The 18,364-nt window shown below is 42.7% G+C and carries 12 protein-coding genes; 5 read left to right on the forward strand and 7 right to left on the reverse strand.

Translation table 11 applies throughout. The features are described from left to right. Positions 1-18: 18 nt before the first annotated feature. From MB380_RS21485 to MB380_RS21495, 3 genes are read right to left on the reverse strand one after another with little or no spacing between them, the layout of a single operon-like run. Positions 19-2,832 carry a PQQ-dependent sugar dehydrogenase gene (locus MB380_RS21485; RefSeq protein WP_253531666.1) on the reverse strand — a complete coding sequence of 938 codons (2,814 nt, stop codon included), beginning with the start codon at positions 2,830-2,832 and terminating at the stop codon, positions 19-21. 21 nt (positions 2,833-2,853) lie between these two features. After that, positions 2,854-3,606, reverse strand: a complete 753-nt coding sequence (locus MB380_RS21490; RefSeq protein WP_253531668.1) for a LytTR family DNA-binding domain-containing protein — start codon at positions 3,604-3,606, stop codon at positions 2,854-2,856. Then, the gene (locus tag MB380_RS21495) at positions 3,603-4,553 is read right to left on the reverse strand and encodes a sensor histidine kinase (RefSeq protein WP_253531670.1); all 951 of its coding nucleotides are present in this window, start codon (positions 4,551-4,553) and stop codon (positions 3,603-3,605) included. Before MB380_RS21495 ends, MB380_RS21490 begins: the two co-directional genes overlap by 4 nt. A 453-nt stretch (positions 4,554-5,006) precedes the next feature. Between MB380_RS21495 and MB380_RS21500 the strand changes: the two genes are divergently transcribed. After that, the gene (locus MB380_RS21500) at positions 5,007-7,556 is read left to right on the forward strand and encodes an outer membrane beta-barrel family protein (protein WP_253531672.1); all 2,550 of its coding nucleotides are present in this window, start codon (positions 5,007-5,009) and stop codon (positions 7,554-7,556) included. 72 nt (positions 7,557-7,628) lie between these two features. Here the strand turns inward: MB380_RS21500 and MB380_RS21505 are convergent, their stop codons facing one another. Then, positions 7,629-8,201: a hypothetical protein gene (locus MB380_RS21505; protein ID WP_253531674.1), complete on the reverse strand. Its 573-nt coding sequence runs from the start codon at positions 8,199-8,201 to the stop codon at positions 7,629-7,631. A 9-nt stretch (positions 8,202-8,210) separates the two neighbouring features. Then, positions 8,211-9,278 (reverse strand): mannose-1-phosphate guanylyltransferase, encoded by a 1,068-nt coding sequence (locus MB380_RS21510; RefSeq protein WP_253531675.1) that lies wholly within the window; start codon positions 9,276-9,278, stop codon positions 8,211-8,213. 670 nt (positions 9,279-9,948) lie between these two features. Here MB380_RS21510 and MB380_RS21515 point away from each other — a divergent pair. The 3 genes from MB380_RS21515 to MB380_RS21525 all read left to right on the forward strand — a co-directional run bounded on the left by MB380_RS21515 (position 9,949) and on the right by MB380_RS21525 (position 15,642). Next, complete coding sequence (locus MB380_RS21515; RefSeq protein ID WP_253531677.1) at positions 9,949-13,065, forward strand: carboxypeptidase-like regulatory domain-containing protein; 3,117 nt, start codon at positions 9,949-9,951, stop codon at positions 13,063-13,065. 161 nt (positions 13,066-13,226) lie between these two features. After that, a complete protein-coding gene (locus MB380_RS21520) occupies positions 13,227-14,456 on the forward strand; it encodes an isocitrate dehydrogenase (NADP(+)) (RefSeq protein WP_253531679.1) in 1,230 nt (409 codons plus the stop codon). 199 nt (positions 14,457-14,655) lie between these two features. Continuing rightward, positions 14,656-15,642 (forward strand): Gfo/Idh/MocA family protein, encoded by a 987-nt coding sequence (locus MB380_RS21525; RefSeq protein ID WP_253531681.1) that lies wholly within the window; start codon positions 14,656-14,658, stop codon positions 15,640-15,642. 51 nt (positions 15,643-15,693) lie between these two features. Here the strand turns inward: MB380_RS21525 and MB380_RS21530 are convergent, their stop codons facing one another. After that, entirely contained in the window at positions 15,694-16,113 is a 420-nt protein-coding gene (locus MB380_RS21530) for a nucleoside-diphosphate kinase (protein WP_101724847.1), read from the reverse strand. A 171-nt stretch (positions 16,114-16,284) separates the two neighbouring features. Then, positions 16,285-17,562, reverse strand: a complete 1,278-nt coding sequence (locus tag MB380_RS21535) for a Glu/Leu/Phe/Val dehydrogenase (protein WP_101724848.1) — start codon at positions 17,560-17,562, stop codon at positions 16,285-16,287. A 307-nt stretch (positions 17,563-17,869) separates the two neighbouring features. Here MB380_RS21535 and MB380_RS21540 point away from each other — a divergent pair, with 307 nt between their 5' ends. Continuing rightward, positions 17,870-18,259, forward strand: a complete 390-nt coding sequence (locus tag MB380_RS21540) for a TraR/DksA C4-type zinc finger protein (RefSeq protein ID WP_101724850.1) — start codon at positions 17,870-17,872, stop codon at positions 18,257-18,259. Positions 18,260-18,364 lie beyond the last annotated feature (105 nt).

Raw genomic sequence — 18,364 nt, forward strand, 5'->3', positions numbered from 1 at the left:
TAGTTAAGTTGGTGCTTATTAATTTGCTCCGCTTTTAAAATCAATGCCCAATACCTGCATCATGATTTGCGTAGGCAGGGTTTTCTGATTTTTAAATACGAAATAAACATCATGCACACCCCCAGATGAAATTTTAACAGGAGCCATTACGGTTCCTCTTCTTACGGCCATCTGCATGTCTTGTCTTACACCAGGAATTGGCGGCGGCGCTTGCTGTGCTCCGTTATTAGCCTGCGGGCGGAAGGCCGCCGGTTCTTTCACCTCTATCATCTCGGTTTTGCCTGCCAGTGGGCCGGTTGGTGAATCTAATCGGATTTCAATAACGCCTCCGGCTGCTCCTACACGGGTAGTTGCCTGCACGTAGAAGTCAATCTGGTCTATGTTGGTTAAATCTATTTTGTTGTAGGCAATGTAAGAGTCGGTACCAACAATAAAGAACGACTTAGACGGGGTCATTACCTTTTGTGTTCCTTTGGCTTTATCGGCCAGCTCAGGGTCAAGGAATGAGTTTCTCAACACAATGGTTTCTTCCGATTGCAGCGCAGGCATCAGTTTGGTGCCTCTGTCTTTGTAAGAAGCTCTCAGCACAAATGAGCCGTTCTCTTTTTGCCCGGCTGGTATAGCAGTAGTGTAGCTGCCTTTGGCAGGATACGACTGCACCGCTTTTTTCTCGCCTATGCTCAGGATATATTCTACCATCGATGTGGCATCAGTAACCGAAAGCTGCGGGTGGGCACTCATGGCGTGGTCTCCCCAAACGCCCATACCACCGCTGATTACTTTCTTGGCCAACTGCTCTTTTATGCCGGCATTACCTCTGTATTTATTGGCAATATCGGTATAGCTTGGCCCCACCGATTTTTTGTCAATCACGTGGCAGGCTTTACAGTCGCTGGCTTCAATCAGTCTTTGGCCGGTTGAGGCAAAAGCGGCGGCATCTGCACCCCGGTGGTTTTGCGAAACCTCTATTTTATCATAGCCTATTGGCATGTAATCTATATTAACTGCTACCTGCTCTGGTTTAATTTTACCGTTGCTCAGGCTTCCGTCTTCTTTGTCTGTTACTTTTACCTCGTATTCAAGTGGTTTATTAGGGAAGTAGAACGTTCTGTTTCCTTTCAAAATATCAAATACAACGGTTGGAGGTTCGTTGCCTACTTTAATATCCAGCGATTTACTGTTTTTAGCACCTTTCGCATCTGTAACCGTTAAAGTTGCTTTATAAATGCCGGGTTTATCGAAACTTACAGCAGGATTTGCTGTTTTAAAGGTTCTTGTGCCAGCAGTTTTGTTGCTTACAGTCCATTGATACTTAAGGGCGTCGCCGTCGGCATCAGTTGTACCTGCAGAAGAGAAATTAACTTTGAGAGGAATTGCCCCACCTGACTTATCGGCTGCAATCTGAACTTCCGGTTTGCGGTTACCTGCATTATATTCAACTTTTACCAGTCGTGCGTTGTCGTTACCTCTGAACCAGGCCGTGCCGTATTCAAGCACGTACAGGTCGCCGTCAGGTGCAAAGTCAATATCTATGGCGCTGCCAAAGTCTGTATTAGGCATAAAACGCTCCATTGATTTATAATTGCCGTTTTCGTCCATCGTTACGCTCATAATCCAGCCACGCATAAACTCTACAATCAGCCATTTGCCTTCATAATAATTAGGGAAAGGGCGTTTAGCCAACGGGAAATCTGAGCGATGATACACGGGCCCTCCGGTTGCGCTTCTGCCCGAGCTACCCACCAGCGGGAACTCTTCAGAAATAGCATAAGGATACCAGATAAATGCTTTTTGTGCAGGCGGCAACTCTCTTAAACCTGTGTTATTGGGTGAATCGTTGATAGGTTTGGCGGGGTCAAACTTCGAATCGGCTTTGATTTTGTTGGTTGTAAAATCCCAGTCGGCATACACTTTATTGTCGCCGATGAAATACGGCCAGCCATAATAACCAGGGCCTTTGGCCTGGTTGAACTCATCATAACCACGCGGGCCACGCTCTGAATCCTTAGAGGCATCGGGGCCTACTTCTCCCCAATACAAATATCCTGTTTTGGTGTCAATACTTGGTCTCCAGGGGTTACGATGACCCATGGTATAAATTTCAGGACGGGTTTTGGGAGTACCCACCGGAAACAAGTTTCCTTTAGGTATAGAATACGTTCCGTTGGCTTCTGGTTTAATTCTCAGAATCTTTCCGCGCAGGTCGTTCGTGTTAGAGGCCCCCCGCTGGTCGTCCCAGTTTTCCTGATTCGGACGCTCATCAATAGGAGCATATCCATCAGAGTTACTGTTACTGGTGTTATTTCCAACTGTCAGATACAGATTACCCGACTTATCGAAAACCATACCCCCGCCTGTGTGGCAACATTCTTGTCTTTGGGTTGGCACTTCCAGAAGTATTTTCTTAGACGCCTCCACGAGTTCTTCTCCTTTCAGCTCCCAGCGTGCCAGTATGTGTTTCGGCACGGCGGGGTCTGCATAATACATGTAAATCCAATGGTTTTTTTCAAAATCAGGGTCTTGCACCAGCCCCATTAAACCTTCTTCCGCTTCGCGCTTTACCCCCTCACGGTTTGTGTATTTAGTATTAACCGGAATAGTGGCAAGCGTTTTTATTTCTTTAGTTGCGGGGTTATACTGTTTCAAGGCGCCTTTACGCTCCACAAGCAATACCCGACCGTCTTTCAGCAAGGCCATTTCCATGGGTTCGTCCAGCTTTTCGGCCAGCACAACTTTAGTAAATCTGTTTTCTTCAGGAATCTGGGCCAGGCCTTGAAAGGCAAAAAAAAGCCCCGTTACAAAGAGACTTGTAAACTTCTTGTATTGCATCATTGATAAAAAAGGTAAACGGGTTTATTTTGAATAGTTTAATAGTTTCAGTAATTCATCAATGCTTGATTCACTCACCGGAATCTCATGTGCCCCGATTCTGATTCTTTGTCCCCTGATTGATTCAATTTTATCAGTATTCACAATAAAAGATTTATGAATACGCATAAATTGTCTGGGTGGCAATTTTTCTTCTATGGCCTTCATCGTCGACTTGGTAAGAACGGGCTTGGTTTGGGTTGTGAGAAAAATTTTGATGTAATCTTTCAGCCCCTCAATATGGGTTATATCTCTGATGGTAATTTTTACCAGCGAATACTCGACATTTATGAAAAAAAATTCGGGAAATTCTTCTGGTTTAGGCTGGGCAGGGTCGGCTGCGGTTGCAGCAACCGCCGGCGCAGGAGGCATTGTGTTTTTACGATGAAGTTCGAGCGCTTTATAGGCTGCTTTTGTAAAGCGGTCAAGGCTTACGGGTTTCATCAGGTAGTCTATTACATCTAAATCATAGCTTTCAACCGCATAGTTAGCATAGGCCGTTACAAAAATAACCATGGGTTTTTCTCTTAAGCTCTGCAGAAACTTTGTTCCGAGCATACCCGGCATCTGAATATCCAGAAACATCAGGTCTATTTTTTCTTCCTGCAAAGCCTGCATGGCTTCAAACGGATTTTTGCAGGTACGTACCAATTCCAGAAAAGGTATCTGTTTGATGTTCTCTTCCAGGAGCTTGCGCCCCATACTTTCGTCGTCAACGGCAATACATCTGAGTGTCATGAGCCAATTGTTTTTAGTTGCAAAAACAGAGAAACAATAAACCAGTTGTTCTCTTTTTTTATGTCTAGTCTATGTTTATCGGCATATAGCAGTTCTAACCTGCGTCTGACGTTCTTCAGGCCTATGCCCGAGCTGCTGTCTTTGTCTTCAGGAAGCTCAGGGGCTATTTTGTTTTTTACTTCATAAAACAGCTCACTACCGCTACATCTTACCAGAACATCAATCACCGGCGAGTCTATCATGCCCACTCCATGTTTAAATGCATTTTCTACAAAAGGAATCAGCAGCATAGGTTCTATAATCTGTGAGCCAATGTTTCCTTCTGCCTTCATGTTTATTTCAACGTCTTCTTCAAACCTTACTCTTTGCAATTCTATGTAGTTATTCAGGTAATTGATTTCTTTGTCCAGAGACACCTGCACGTCGTCGGCTTCGTATAACATATAGCGCATCAGTTCAGATAACTGAATAGTAACAGCCTCTGCAGCTGCCGACTTGGTGCGTATCAGATACACAATGCTGTTCAGCACATTAAAAATAAAGTGCGGGCTTATCTGAGACCGCAGGAACGACAACTCGGCCTGCAGTTTTTCCTGTTTTTCTTCCTGTTTGGTTTTTTCCTGGTCGGCCATGTAAATAATTAAACCGTAAACAGTACTGATGGCACTTACAAAAAGAATAGGGAAAATAGTCTTTAGTTCAAAGATAACAATTTTATGCCCACTCATGTCAACCGGGTTTTCCCAAAGCCAGAGTTTCAGAAAATACTGAACAAACATAAAAATAATACTCATTACAAGTACTGAAAACACATAAGAACCTACCCCTCTTTTCCTGAGAAAATAAGGCATCAGAATTAAAGTGTTAATAAAAAACTGAGGGATATGCGTAACAGACAGCGGAACGATGTGTGTCAGATACCAATGGTCTCTGTCCGTACCGTTCATTAAGGCGTTAATGATTGGCCAAATAGACCAGACTCCCCAAAAGAAGATATGAAATAAAACCCTGAACAGGTGTTGATAAGATATTTTTCTATTAAATATAGCCATTAAGTATGAAAGAGTTTTTATAAATAATTGCACTTTTTATTTTTCCTTACACACAAAACCAAGGGGGTTTCTAAAGTACAAAGCCTAAACAAATCTATATTAATAAAATAACTCAATGTACACCAAACAGACCAAAGTGTTAAGTCTGACGACAAAACTGCTCAAAATGCAATCAAAACCTGATTTATGGCCTGTTCTGTACCTTTTTTGCACTTTATAAGCTACATTTTATCTTTCATCTTCACTCTTCAAGATTTCATCTATTTACTGAAAAAGTACCGGAAACACCTGTTTATTTTGTTGAAGTTAAAAGACAATCAAGCGAAAAAAATTATAAAAAATAAGACAATGAATAAGTTTATCAGTATCCTAAGTTTGGCAGCCCTTGTTGGTTTCTCTGCTGCAGCGCAATTTCCGGGCGGACCCGGCGGAATGGGCGGCCAGAGAGGAGACGGCAATGGCAGACCCAATAATGCCCAGCAAACACCCCAACTTAACCTTGATGGAAACGCTCCGAAAGGAAACTCGAAAATATCCGGCTTTGTAGTTGATGAGGCCGTAACAACCGCGGTAGAGTTTGCTAACGTAGCCCTTTATAACAAGGCAACCAACAAAGTGGTAGACGGAACAATGGCCGACGAAAAAGGAAAATTTTCTTTAACCAGAGTAGCCGCCGGCGAGTATAAGCTGGTTATCAGTTTTATTGGTTATGCTGACAAGGTAATTGATAATATAAAAGTTGAAAAAGGAAAAGATATTGACCTGGGCGTAATTAAATTATCTACCAGTGCCAAACAATTGGACGAGGTGACGGTAACCGCCGAAAAATCAATGATTGAAGAGAAAGTTGACCGCCTTGTGTATAATGCAGAAAAAGATATAACATCTAAAGGTGGTGACGCAGCCGATGTATTAAGAAAAGTACCTTTGCTGACGGTAGACCTTGACGGTAACGTTTCGCTACGTGGTACGTCTAATATCAGAGTATTAATCAACAATAAGCCTTCAACCATTATAGCCAGCAGTATTGCAGATGCGCTTAAAATGATTCCGTCAGACCTCATCAAGTCGGTTGAAGTGATTACCTCACCTTCGGCCAAATATGATGCTGAGGGCTCAGGTGGTATCATTAACATTATTACAAAAAAGAGTTCTATTGAAGGGTTAACTTTAAACCTGGACTCGGGTGTAGGCGTAAGGGGCTCTAATCTGGGCCTGAACGGCAATATCCGTAAAGGTAAACTGGGTATCTCAATGGGTGGCGGTGGCCGGGCTTTTTATAATAAGGCGGCTACTTCGCTAGACCAGAGTACTTTAAGAGGCGGCAATACGGTATTGACAAAACAAACTGCTGATGCCTTTGACAACGGCTTGTTTGGAAGATATAATCTTGGTTTTGACTATGACATTGCCAAGAACCAGTCGCTTACCGCGGGCATTAATCTGGGTACACGTAATTTTATCAGAACGCAAGACTACACCACCAGTCTTTATACCAATAATGTTTTTAATTCTACGGCATACAGAAATGTAGACAGCAAAGATCTTTCAAGCTCAATTGATGTAAACCTTGATTACATTCGTACTTTCAAACCATCGCAAGAGTGGTCGGTTTCAACACAATACAGTAAGAGTAATCTTAAAAATAACTTTCTGGCAGACTTACTGAACGAATCAGGAGGCCTTACAAGCCGCCAGAAAAACCTGAACGGTAATACTAATCAGGAGTTTACGTTGCAGACTGACTTCCAGACCCCGATAAAACAGAATCAGGTATTTGAAGTAGGCGTGAAAGGCATTTTCAGACAGGTAAACAGCGATTTCAGCTATCTTTTTGCCGGCCCGACAGGCGACTTTGCCACTGATGCCAGAAACCCATCCGGCTTGCTAGACTACTCGCAGAACATAGCCTCAGGCTATATGTCATATACCTACTCAACCAAAAACAAGTATGTGTTTAAAGTGGGTGCCCGTTACGAATACACAACTATTGAGGCAAAAGATCAGGTAAAAGATATTAATATACCTTCTTATGGTAATCTGGTGCCGAGTGTAAACGTTTCAAAAACTATTGGTGCTACTACCTTAAAGGCAGCATATAACAAGCGTATTCAGCGCCCGGGCTTGCAACAGTTAAACCCTAACTTTAATGCAGCCAACCCGCAGAACATTACCATTGGTAACCCGAGCCTTCGTCCGGAAATAACTGACAATTTCGAACTAAGCGCCAGTGCAAACATCAAAAAGGTTTATCTGAACGCCTCAGTGTTCGGCCGCCAGACCAACAATTCTATCTTGCGCCTGAGCGCACCTTCTGACACCCTGGCCGGTGCAATTGTTACCACATTTGAGAACATAGGTAAACAACAGATGTACGGTACGAACATATTCGGAAACCTGAACATTACTCCAAAATGGTCGGTAAATGCAGGTATTGACCTATACTACAGCTATCTGGAAGGTATGGCGCAGGGCTCAGACGGGGTGTCGTCACTTATCAGTAACGACGGTGTGGTTATAGGTGGCCGTCTGCAAACGCAGATTCAGCTGAAAAACGGCTGGGGTATACAAGGCTTTAGCTTTTTCAGAGGTAACCAGATACAGTTGCAGGGTACCCAGGGTAGCTTCTATATGTACTCGCTTGGTTTCAGAAAAGATTTCAAAAACAAAAAAGGAAGCCTGGGCTTAGCTACCGAGAACTTTCTGGGCGGTATAAAAGTAAAAACAACATTAAACTCGGCGCAGTTTAATCAGGTAAGTGTTAATAATATTTACAACCAGAACGTAAGGCTGACATTCAGTTACAAAATAGGAAATATGAGAATGGTAGAGAAGAAAACCAAATCGGTTAAGAACGATGACGTGAAGGCAGGAGAAAGTAATAATATGAACAACTAAGGATTTTCAAAATTAGGTTTTTTATAGTTTTGTTTTAGTTAAAGGAGCTATCTTTCATTGATAGCTCTCTTTCTATTTTTTAGGCTTGATACTCTTGATAATGTCTGCTTTTCTCAGGATGATGCTCCAGACGGCAAAACCTGAATTATCGCTGAAACATAGTTTCCCAGCACCTTTTTCAGCTGCGATAGGAGCCGTGTAGATATAGAGGGAGTCGCCAACGCTTTGAATATTGCTGCTCAAAGTTTGTTTCTGAGCCGCAATATCTGCATAGGCTTCAAGCACTTCTTTTTCTTTGGCATACAGGGTTTTATTGCTGCCAATGTCTGGCTGGCCCAGTAAGCGCACCTTCAGGTTATACCTGTTTGCCACTGAATCAAGCAAGGGGATATTTTTAAGCTGGCATATTTCTTCAAGACGCGCCCCTGTTGCACCTTTCAGTTGTTTTTCCAGTTCGCCTGACAAATCAGTGCTTATCCGGCTACCCAACACTTCTACCTGCTCCATTATCTGGGCGGGCGACACCTTCTTTATTTTGTGTCCTTCCATTTCCTCTTTCACTTCGGTAGTATCCAGACGTTCCACGTTTGAGCAGGCAAACTGGGTCAGACACAAGCTTAGTATTAAAACACTATTCTTAGCCATGGTTTTCTGTTAAACAAACTCTTTACCTTTCGTTCCGGCCGTAGCCACAAACTCTTTAACTTTCTGCTCATCTTCCTTACGGCAAATCATAAGCACGTTATCGTATTCAGCTACTATATAACCATCAAGGCCATTTACAACCACCAGGCGGTCGGCAGGAGTTTTGATGATTGAATTACTGGTATTATACAACAAAGTGTTACCGTCTATTACGTTCTGGTTTTCGTCTTTGTCTGAAATCTCATACAATGATTTCCAGGTACCGAGGTCAGACCAGCCGATATCAGACAGCACCACAAACACGTTTTCCGCTTTCTCCATCACACCATTGTCAATTGAAATGCTTTTGCACTGCGGATACGCTTTTTTAAGTGCCTCGGCTTCACCGGCGGTGTAGAAGTCTTTCTTGATTTCTTCAAATGCTTCAGCCATTTCAGGTAAAAACATTTCGAAAGTCTTTTTGATAGTCTTCACATTCCAGATAAAGATACCGGCGTTCCAGACAAACTCTCCGCTTTCTACAAACTTAACAGCCCACTCAAGGTCTGGTTTTTCTGTAAAGGTTCTTACCCTTTTAATATCGCCTTCCGTCTCTGTGAACTGAATATATCCATAACCTGTATCAGGTCTGGTTGGTTTAATACCCAACGTTACCAAAACGTCGTTACTGGCCGAAAAATGCAAGGCAACGTTGATTCTCTTACGGAACTCTTCTTCTTTCAGAATGATGTGGTCTGCAGGAGCAACTACGATATTGGCATCCGGATTTTTAGAGGCTATTTTATAACAGGCATAACCGATACACGGTGCGGTATTTCTACGGTTCGGTTCTAGTAATATCTGGTCGTCAGACAGATACGGCAATTGTTGTTTTGTTATATGGTAGTACTCTTCGCTGGTAACAATGTAGATGTTTTCTTTTGGGCAAACACCTTCAAAACGTTCAACAGTTTGCTGAATCATTGTTTTACCGATTCCCAGTACATCATGAAACTGTTTTGGGTTGGTACTACGACTAAACGGCCAGAATCGTGTTCCGACTCCTCCGGCCATAATGATTACATAATTGTTTTCCATTAAAATCGCTAAGTGTTAATATAATATCAGAGTAAATAATCAAGGAATGTACAAAAGTTGAGAATACAATCTTATTGCTTACTTAGATGCTATTGAAGATTTGATAATTCTTTGGTTTTTTGAGAGTATTCTACTTTTGAGTTATAAGCTATTTCAAAATCAACTGCATGTAAAACTACATTTTCTTTAACATTCCACCAAAATTAAGTTTGTGTTAATCAGATTTACGACTTTATATCCAAAAATATCTATTTTTTATACAGTAAACACCCGGCTGTGCCTTCATTAAGGTGGCCGAATTTGTTTTGATGCTTACATGGCCGGCTCTCATAAACCCGACTTGCTCAGTGCACTGGTATTGTTGGCAGCTTTGCGGCTTTACACTAACAATAGGCAGCCATGCCGGGGAGTTGCCAATCAAAAACCAAAACGATAAGTAAAACAGTTAAATAGATAATATATGAGGCGTTGAGGGGTGGCTAGTCCCGAAAACTACAGCAAAAATTAAAAAACGATACCGAAAAGTAATATACCGGGGCTTATATAATTATTTTTTGGTAAAATTGTAAAATTTTTATAAAATCAAGCGATAGTATGCTTGCATATTACTTTTTTCTTTTCTATGTTTGACACAAATTTACGTTTTGTTAACTCACTAACCAATACCCCCATGTTCAAACTTTCCGTAAAAAAATTATTGTTCGGAATCTGTTACTTATTTATTACCCATATTGTATTTGCTCAAACCAAAGTTTCAGGTACTATAACAGATGCTGTTACTAAAGAGCCTTTGATTGGAGTAAGTGTGCAGGTAAAAGGTAAGGTAATTGGTACGATTACCGACACTAAAGGATACTTTTCTTTCAGTACGTCTACACCGCCGCCGTTTACGATAGTAATATCTTCGGTAGGTTATGAAAGCCAGGAAGTAAGTGTTTCAGGCAATAATGCTGCTATTACAATTGCATTGAAAGAGCAGTCCATATTAGGGCAGGAGGTTGTAGTGGCTGCCTCTCGTGTAGAAGAAACCGTGATGAAATCGCCGGTTGCTGTTGAAAAAATGGATATTCGTGCCATTCGTGAAGCAGCGGCTCCGTCTTTTTATGATGCCCTTGCAAGCATGAAAGGTGTAGACATGACCACCCAGGGCTTATTGTTCAAATCAATCAATATGCGTGGTTTTGGTGCAACCGGAAACCCCCGCACCGTACAGATGATTGACGGTATGGATAACCAGGCACCGGGGCTTAATTTCCCTGTTGACAATATTGTGGGTATGCCAGAACTTGACGTTGAAAGCGTAGAATTGCTTCCTGGTGCTGCATCGGCCCTTTATGGCCCCAATGCCATTAATGGTCTGATTCTGATGAACAGCAAAAGCCCGTTCCTGTATCAGGGTTTAAGCGCAACTGCCAAAAGCGGGGTGATGACGGCCTCAAACCGTACTACTGTTACTACGCCGTTCCACGATTTATCGCTTCGTTATGCAAAGGCATTTAATGATAAGCTTGCCTTCAAGGTAAACCTTTCTTATATAACGGCTAAAGACTGGCAGGCCAACAATTACACCAACCTTAACCTGGGCGGTGTACAGGATGGCTCACGCGGAGCAGGTGTAAAAACAGACTACGACGGTATGAATATATACGGCGATGAAGTACAGGCAAACATGACAACCGTAGCCAACAGCATGATTAACGCCGGTTTGCTTCCTTCAGCCGCAGCGGGGCTTATTCCGGCCAATACTAATGTAAGCCGCACCGGTTTTAAAGAGGTAGACATGATTGACTACAACACCAAAAGTTTTAAGACCAATGTTGCACTACACTATCGATTGAACGAAAAAGTGGAAGCCATTGCACAGGTTAACTATGGCTATGGTACCACTGCCTATACCGGCACTGGCCGTTATTCGTTAAGAAACTTTAACCTTACTCAAGCCAAGCTTGAGTTGAAAGGCGACAATTTCACGCTTCGTGCCTATACAACACAAGAGCGCTCGGGTCAGTCATATTTTACTGGCTTAACGGCCGTTTCAATGCTTAACTCTATCAAGCCGCATGAAACGTGGTTCGGGCAATATGTAGGAGCCTTCGTTCAGGCCAGAAGTGGCGGTTTGGCTGCAGACCAGGCCCACCTTGCAGCCCGTGCAGTAGCCGACCAGGGTATGCCTCAACCGGGCACAGCCGCTTACGATGGCTTGCTTGAAAAATACAGAGATTTACCAATTGCCAATGGTGGTGGTGCTTTTCTTGACAAAACCAACATGTACCATGCCGAAGGGGTGTATAACTTCAAAAATCAGATTAAATTTATTGACCTGCTGGCTGGCGCCAACTTCAGAAAATATGATTTACGGTCTGACGGAACTCTGTTTGCCGACAGAAAAGAAGGCAGAAACGGCAGCATCGGTATTAACGAATATGGCGCGTTCGTACAGGCTGCTAAAAGCCTGTTTAAAGACCACTTTAAAATTACCGGCTCTTTGAGATATGATAAAAACGAGAATTTTGAAGGACAGTTTACACCGCGTGTTTCAGGGGTTGCTTCTTTTGGTGAGCAGAATATCCGCGTATCGTACCAGACAGGTTTCAGAATTCCAACTACTCAGAATCAATATATTGACCTTAAAACACCGGCCGGAACACTGATTGGTGGTCTGCCTGAGTTTGTGAACAGATATAATCTGAACAATGGTATTGCCTTACCTGTGTTGAATGACTTCCAGGCTAACCCAACAAAATATATCACACAGACGGTTTTAGCACAGGCCCAAGCCTATGCTACGCAGGCGGTAAATGCACAGTTGCCAGCCATTAAAGCAGGTGTTACCGCAGCGGTGCAGGCTCAGGTAACCGCTGGCGTTACGGCTCAGGTAAATGCGGCTGTAGCAGCCGGACAAATACCTGCCGACCAGGCTCCTGCTGCCATTGCTGCCGGCGTTGCGCAAACAATGGCTTCGCCTGCCATACAAACAACCATTGCAAACAACGTTCAAAGCACTGTGGTTACTCAAATTACTGCCGTTACCACTCAGGTGGTTCCTGCTTATGCTTTGGCCTCACTGCCTAAGTACTCAGCTAAGACCCTGCAACCAGAGCGCATCCAGTCAGTTGAAATCGGTTACAAAGGCTTAATAGCTAAAAAACTATTTGTAGATGCTTATTACTATACCAGCACTTACAGAAACTTTATAGGTGGGGTGTCGGTGGTTGTGCCTACGAAAGCTGCCGGGCCGGGTCTGCCGATTGAGTCGGGCGTATCAAGCGCAAACACAAGATTGGGTTATTCAAGACCAGCCAATACGTCAGAAAAAATAAAAGTTGACGGCTGGGCAATTGGTCTGAATTACTCGCTCGTTAAGAGTTTCTACCTGAGCGGTAACATAGCCAATAACCGTTTGAAAAACTTTACGCCATCGGCCGAGCAACAATATGCAGGCTTTAATACACCAGAATACCGTTACAACCTGGGTTTTGGTAAAAGATTGGGCAGTGGCAACAAAATAGGCTTTAATATTAATTTCAAACATCAGAATTCGTTTGTTTGGGAAGCCAGCTTTAACCAGCCAACAACAACCGGCATCGGGTTCTTTTCAAACACAACTGTACCGGCCATTAATACCATAGATGCACAGGTAAGTCTTAAATTACCAAGCATTAAGTCTATCCTGAAAGTGGGTGGTACCAACATTGGTGGCAAGCCTTACATACAGGCTTACGGAAGTGCATCGGTAGGTTCTATGTATTATGTGTCGTTGTCGTTTGACGAACTTCTGAACAAATAAGATTTTATTAATTTTCATAATTTTCTTTGGTTTAAGTTAAAAAGAGCTTCCGTTTGGAGGCTCTTTTTTTATTGACTGGCAACAGAAAGTTTCATATAATTACGATTTTTCATATTCTGTTTATAACTTTACAACCGTAATTATTAATTAAACTCATTATCATGAATAAAATTAAAGTAGCTAATCCCGTTGTTGAGCTAGACGGTGACGAAATGACGCGAATCATCTGGCGTTTTATTAAAGAAAAATTGATTCTGCCTTATATTGATGTAGATATTAAATATTATGACCTTGGCGTTGAGTATCGCGATGAAACAAATGACCAGGTAACTATCGACGCAGCCAATGCTATTAAACAATATGGTGTGGGTATCAAATGTGCTACTATTACGCCTGACGAAGCCCGTGTAACAGAGTTTAATCTGAAACAAATGTGGAAATCGCCAAACGGCACAATCCGTAACATTCTGGATGGTACTGTTTTCCGTGAGCCTATCGTTTGTAAAAACGTGCCTCGCCTGGTTTCTAACTGGACCTCCCCCATCATCGTTGGTCGCCATGCATTCGGTGACCAATACCGCGCTACTGATTTCGTAGTTGATGGCCCTGGTAAATTAACCATGAAATTTGAAGGCGCTGACGGTACCGTAAAAGAGTTTGATGTATATAACTTTAAAGGAGGCGGAGTAGCCATGGGTATGTATAATACCGACGACTCTATCCGCGGTTTTGCGCACTCTTGTTTCAATGTGGCGCTTAACAAAAAATGGCCTTTGTACTTATCAACCAAAAACACCATCCTGAAAAAATATGATGGCCGTTTTAAAGATATTTTTGAGGAAATCTATCAGGCAGACTACAAAGCTAAATTTGAAGCTGCAGGTATTGTATATGAACACCGTCTGATTGATGACATGGTGGCATCTGCCTTGAAATGGAACGGTTCATTTGTTTGGGCTTGTAAAAACTACGATGGCGACGTGCAGTCTGACTCTGTAGCGCAAGGTTTTGGTTCATTAGGTTTAATGACTTCTGTATTGGTTACTCCTGACGGCGAAACCATGGAAGCAGAAGCAGCTCACGGAACGGTAACCCGCCACTATCGTGACCACCAGGCCGGAAAACCAACCTCAACTAACCCTATTGCTTCAATTTTTGCATGGACCCGTGGATTGGAGTTCCGTGGTAAAAAAGACGGCAACCAGGAGTTGATAGATTTCTGCCAGGCTTTGGAGCAGGTTTGCGTTGAAACGGTTGAGTCTGGTAAAATGACTAAAGACTTAGCGGTTTGTATCCACGGAAACAAAGTAACCCACGGTGAGCATTACTTATATACGGAAGAGTTTTTGGACGCATTAGACCAAAATCTGAAGATAAAATTAAGCAAATAATACATTTTTATTGCTTAACAGGCACCCTGGCTCCTACAGCCGGGGTGTTTTGTTTTCTGGCCAGGTAATACCAACGGCCGTTTTCATTTAAACAAAATGGCCGCTTAAACGTTTTTTGCTTATATTGGCAGGTATTCAAAAAAACCATATTCTTAAACCTGATGCCATACAAAGTTGGCTTCTGAAATAAATATATACAATGGCGAAAACAATACGGTGGGGAATTATCGGAATAGGGAAAATTGCAGAAAAATTTGCAGCCGACTTAGTGAACGTACCGGATACTGAGCTGTACGCGGTTGCTTCTACCTCTTCAGAGCGTGCTGAAAACTTTGCGAAGCAATTCAATGTGCCCCATTTTTATAGCTCTTATGAAGAAATCTTCAATGCCCCCGGCTTAGACGTGGTATATATTGCCACACCCCATACGGCTCATGCGTCGGCAGCTATTTTGTGCCTCAATAATAAGATACCTGTGCTCTGTGAAAAACCCTTTGCCATGAACCTGAAAGAGGTGCAGCAGATGGTAGAAGCAGCAAGGGCAAATGATACATTTCTGATGGAAGCCATGTGGACCAGGTTTATACCCGCTATAGAAAAAACCCTGGAACTGATTGCCGAAGACAGAATAGGGAAGGTGAAAACCATTCAGGCCGATTTTGGCTTTGTTGCGCCTCATATTCCGGAACGCCGCGTACTGAACCCGGCTTTGGGTGGTGGGGCCCTGCTCGACATTGGCATTTATCCGGCATATCTGGCGCTTTTGATATTAGGTTATCCTACTGATGTGCAGGCCTTTACCATTGCTGGCAAAACAGGGGTCGACGAAACAACAAGTTTTGTTTTCAGATATCCACAGGCTACTGCTATGCTAAACGCTACTTATGCCACAAGAACCCGAACAGAAGCGCTTATTTATGGAGAGAAAGGATATATTCATTTACCGGAGCGATTTCATGAAACAAAAACCCTGACGCTTTTTGAGACAGACAATGAGCCGGTTACGTTTTCGTTTGACAGAGAAACACGGGGATATAATTACGAAATTGAAGAAGTGAACAATTGCGTGCGCCACAACAAAAAAGAAAGTGTAAAAATGCCGCTTTCCATGAGCGTGAAACTGATAAGTTTGTTAGATGATATACGCCAGAAAGCCGGTATTTTTTATGAGGGTATTGATGGCTGACAAAAAAGGGCCTTGCTTTTTACGGCAAGGCCCTTCTCTTTATAGATACTATTAATATTGTTCGGTTACACCAAAGAAGAATGCACCTTCAATAGCAGCGTTTTCGTCTGAGTCTGAACCATGAATGGCGTTTTCACCCAGTGATTTAGCGTATTTCTTACGGATGGTTCCTTCTTCTGCATTAGCCGGATTCGTAGCTCCGATAAGGGTGCGGAAGTCGGCCACGGCGTTTTCTTTTTCCAGAATCATCGGTACAATCGGGCCCGACGACATCATCTCACAAAGCTCTCCGTAAAAACCTCTTTCTTTATGTACCTCGTAAAACTTACCCGCCAATGCCGGAGTCAGTTGTGTTTTTTTCATTGCTACAATTCTGAAGCCGGCGGCCTCAATCATAGCTATAATTCCACCAATATGATTATCCGCCACAGCATGTGGTTTAATCATCGTGAAGGTTCTGTTACCTGCCATATCTGTTTAATTTTTTAATAATTTCTGCAAAAATACTCAATTCAAGGCATTCAGTAAACTGTTTGATTAGAATTAAGTGTAAAATCTGATGGTTAATAAACAACAAGCCCATTTGTACTTACAGATAGCAAATGGGCCTGAGTAATACTTTAATTATCCTGAAATTTTGTATCAACCGTACCCACCACGAAACTTATAGGTGCTGGCTACTTTGTCTATAGCCACAATGTAGGCGGCCAGACGCATAGATACCTTATGTTTCTGCGATGTTTCAAATACGTTATCAAATGCATCTTTCATCATGCGGTCGCAACGACGGTTGATTCTGTCTAAGGCCCATTTGTACCCGATTCGGTTCTGTACCCATTCAAAATAAGAAACTGTTACCCCACCGGCATTCGCCAGGATATCAGGCACTACCATAATGCCCTTCTCATTGATAATTTCGTCGGCACTTGCAGAGGTGGGGCCATTGGCGCCTTCCACAATCAGTTTTGCCTGAATGCTGGCGGCGTTATCATGTGTAATTACGTCTTCTTTGGCAGCAGGCACCAGCACGTCTACATGAAGTGCCAGCAACTCTTCGTTACTAATCAACTCTGCTTCTTTGAAACCTTCCAGGGTACCCTTGTTGGCATTTCTGTAAGCAATTGCTTTTTCAATGTCTATTCCGCGGTCGTTATAATAAGCGCCCGAAATATCGCTGATACCACAAATGGTTACGCCTTTCTCATGCAATAGCTGAGCTGCATGAGAGCCCACATTACCAAAACCCTGCACCGCAGCCGTAGCACGATAAGGATTCAGGCGTAGCTTTTCCATTCCTGAAAGTGCCGATACCATTACGCCGCGCCCTGTGGCTTCCGTACGGCCAAGCGAACCACCCAAAACCAATGGCTTACCGGTTACAACGGCATTGACAGTCATACCCTTGGCTTTTGAATATTCATCCATCAACCAGGCCATTTCACGTGGGCCTGTACCCATATCAGGAGCCGGAATGTCTTTATCCGGCCCGAAGATATCAAGCATAGACAAAGTGTAGGCCCTCATCAATCGTTCCATTTCGCCGGCCGACATTTCACGCGGGTTGCAGGCTATTCCGCCTTTGGCTCCACCGTAAGGAATATCTACCACAGCACATTTCCAGGTCATCCAGGCTGCTAATGCCCGCACTTCATCAATGTTCACGGCAGGGTCAAAGCGGATACCGCCTTTACTTGGCCCCAATATGGTTGAATGAATAACTCTGTAACCTTCAAAGACTCTAATCTGCCCGTTGTCCATGGTTACGGGCAAGCCTACTGTTACCTGGCGTGCAGGTACTTTCAGGATGTAGTACATCTCTTCACTGATACCCAGAATTTTTACTGCAGCATCAAACCTTGACATCATTGACTCCAACGGATTTTCTTTATCCTTAATCGGAGCCGGTTCTATGTAATTCATAAACAGAAAGTTCTATTGTTGAAGTTTTTAGGGTGCAAACTTAGAAAAAAGATAGTATTTCTTAAAATTGTTAAATTTCACACAAACTTAACATTATATTCATTTTTAAAAATATACCCAATCCTAAACTGGCAATTCTGCGCAACACCAAATAATTTATCGCATTTGACAAATTACCATAAGATAAATTTTTTTGCCAATTGCCCAATATTTTGCACAGGGCATTGTTTAAGGGCTTAAAAAACGCTATCTTTGTGGCGTTTTTTAAGCATAGACCCATTTTTTAACAATTTACTGCATTACGATTATGGCTGTAGTTGAAGAAAAAACCCGCTATTCAGAAGAGGAGCTAAGGGAGTTTGAAGTAATTATTACCAACAAATTAGAAGCGACACGAAATGAGCTGAATTTTATTAAAGAAACGCTGAGTCGTAAGAATGATAATGGTACTGATTACACGTCGAGTAGTACAAAATTATTAGAAGATGGCGCAGATGTGAGCGAAAAAGAACAACTTAGCCAATCAGCAGGTCGTTTGCAAAAATTTGCACAACAGTTGGAAGCAGCGTTGATTCGCATCAAAAACGGAACTTACGGTATTTGCAAGGATACCGGCAAGCTGATTCCAAAAGAGCGTTTAAGAGCGGTACCACATACCCAGCAAACCATTGAAGCCAAACTAAGAGCTTCTAATTGATTGCCTTACAGTATTGCAAAACATATAAAATCCTTAAGTATTACCCTGCCGCATTGCATTGGCCGGAAAAACTTTAAGGTTTATAGATTCTTTGTCTATACAAAA

Source organism: Emticicia sp. 21SJ11W-3 (assembly GCF_024138715.1).
Classification (GTDB): Bacteria; Bacteroidota; Bacteroidia; order Cytophagales; family Spirosomataceae; genus Emticicia; species Emticicia fluvialis.

Bases quoted from the DNA above. Each gene is read 5' to 3' on its own strand.
- MB380_RS21490 (WP_253531668.1), bottom strand. From the start codon at position 3,606: ATGACACTCAGATGTATTGCCGTTGACGACGAAAGTATGGGGCGCAAG.
- MB380_RS21515 (WP_253531677.1), top strand. From the start codon at position 9,949: ATGTTCAAACTTTCCGTAAAAAAATTATTGTTCGGAATCTGTTACTTA.
- MB380_RS21505 (WP_253531674.1), bottom strand. From the start codon at position 8,201: ATGGCTAAGAATAGTGTTTTAATACTAAGCTTGTGTCTGACCCAGTTT.
- MB380_RS21500 (WP_253531672.1), top strand. From the start codon at position 5,007: ATGAATAAGTTTATCAGTATCCTAAGTTTGGCAGCCCTTGTTGGTTTC.
- MB380_RS21540 (WP_101724850.1), top strand. From the start codon at position 17,870: ATGGCTGTAGTTGAAGAAAAAACCCGCTATTCAGAAGAGGAGCTAAGG.
- MB380_RS21530 (WP_101724847.1), bottom strand. From the start codon at position 16,113: ATGGCAGGTAACAGAACCTTCACGATGATTAAACCACATGCTGTGGCG.
- MB380_RS21525 (WP_253531681.1), top strand. From the start codon at position 14,656: ATGGCGAAAACAATACGGTGGGGAATTATCGGAATAGGGAAAATTGCA.
- MB380_RS21535 (WP_101724848.1), bottom strand. From the start codon at position 17,562: ATGAATTACATAGAACCGGCTCCGATTAAGGATAAAGAAAATCCGTTG.
- MB380_RS21485 (WP_253531666.1), bottom strand. From the start codon at position 2,832: ATGATGCAATACAAGAAGTTTACAAGTCTCTTTGTAACGGGGCTTTTT.
- MB380_RS21510 (WP_253531675.1), bottom strand. From the start codon at position 9,278: ATGGAAAACAATTATGTAATCATTATGGCCGGAGGAGTCGGAACACGA.
- MB380_RS21495 (WP_253531670.1), bottom strand. From the start codon at position 4,553: ATGAACGGTACGGACAGAGACCATTGGTATCTGACACACATCGTTCCG.
- MB380_RS21520 (WP_253531679.1), top strand. From the start codon at position 13,227: ATGAATAAAATTAAAGTAGCTAATCCCGTTGTTGAGCTAGACGGTGAC.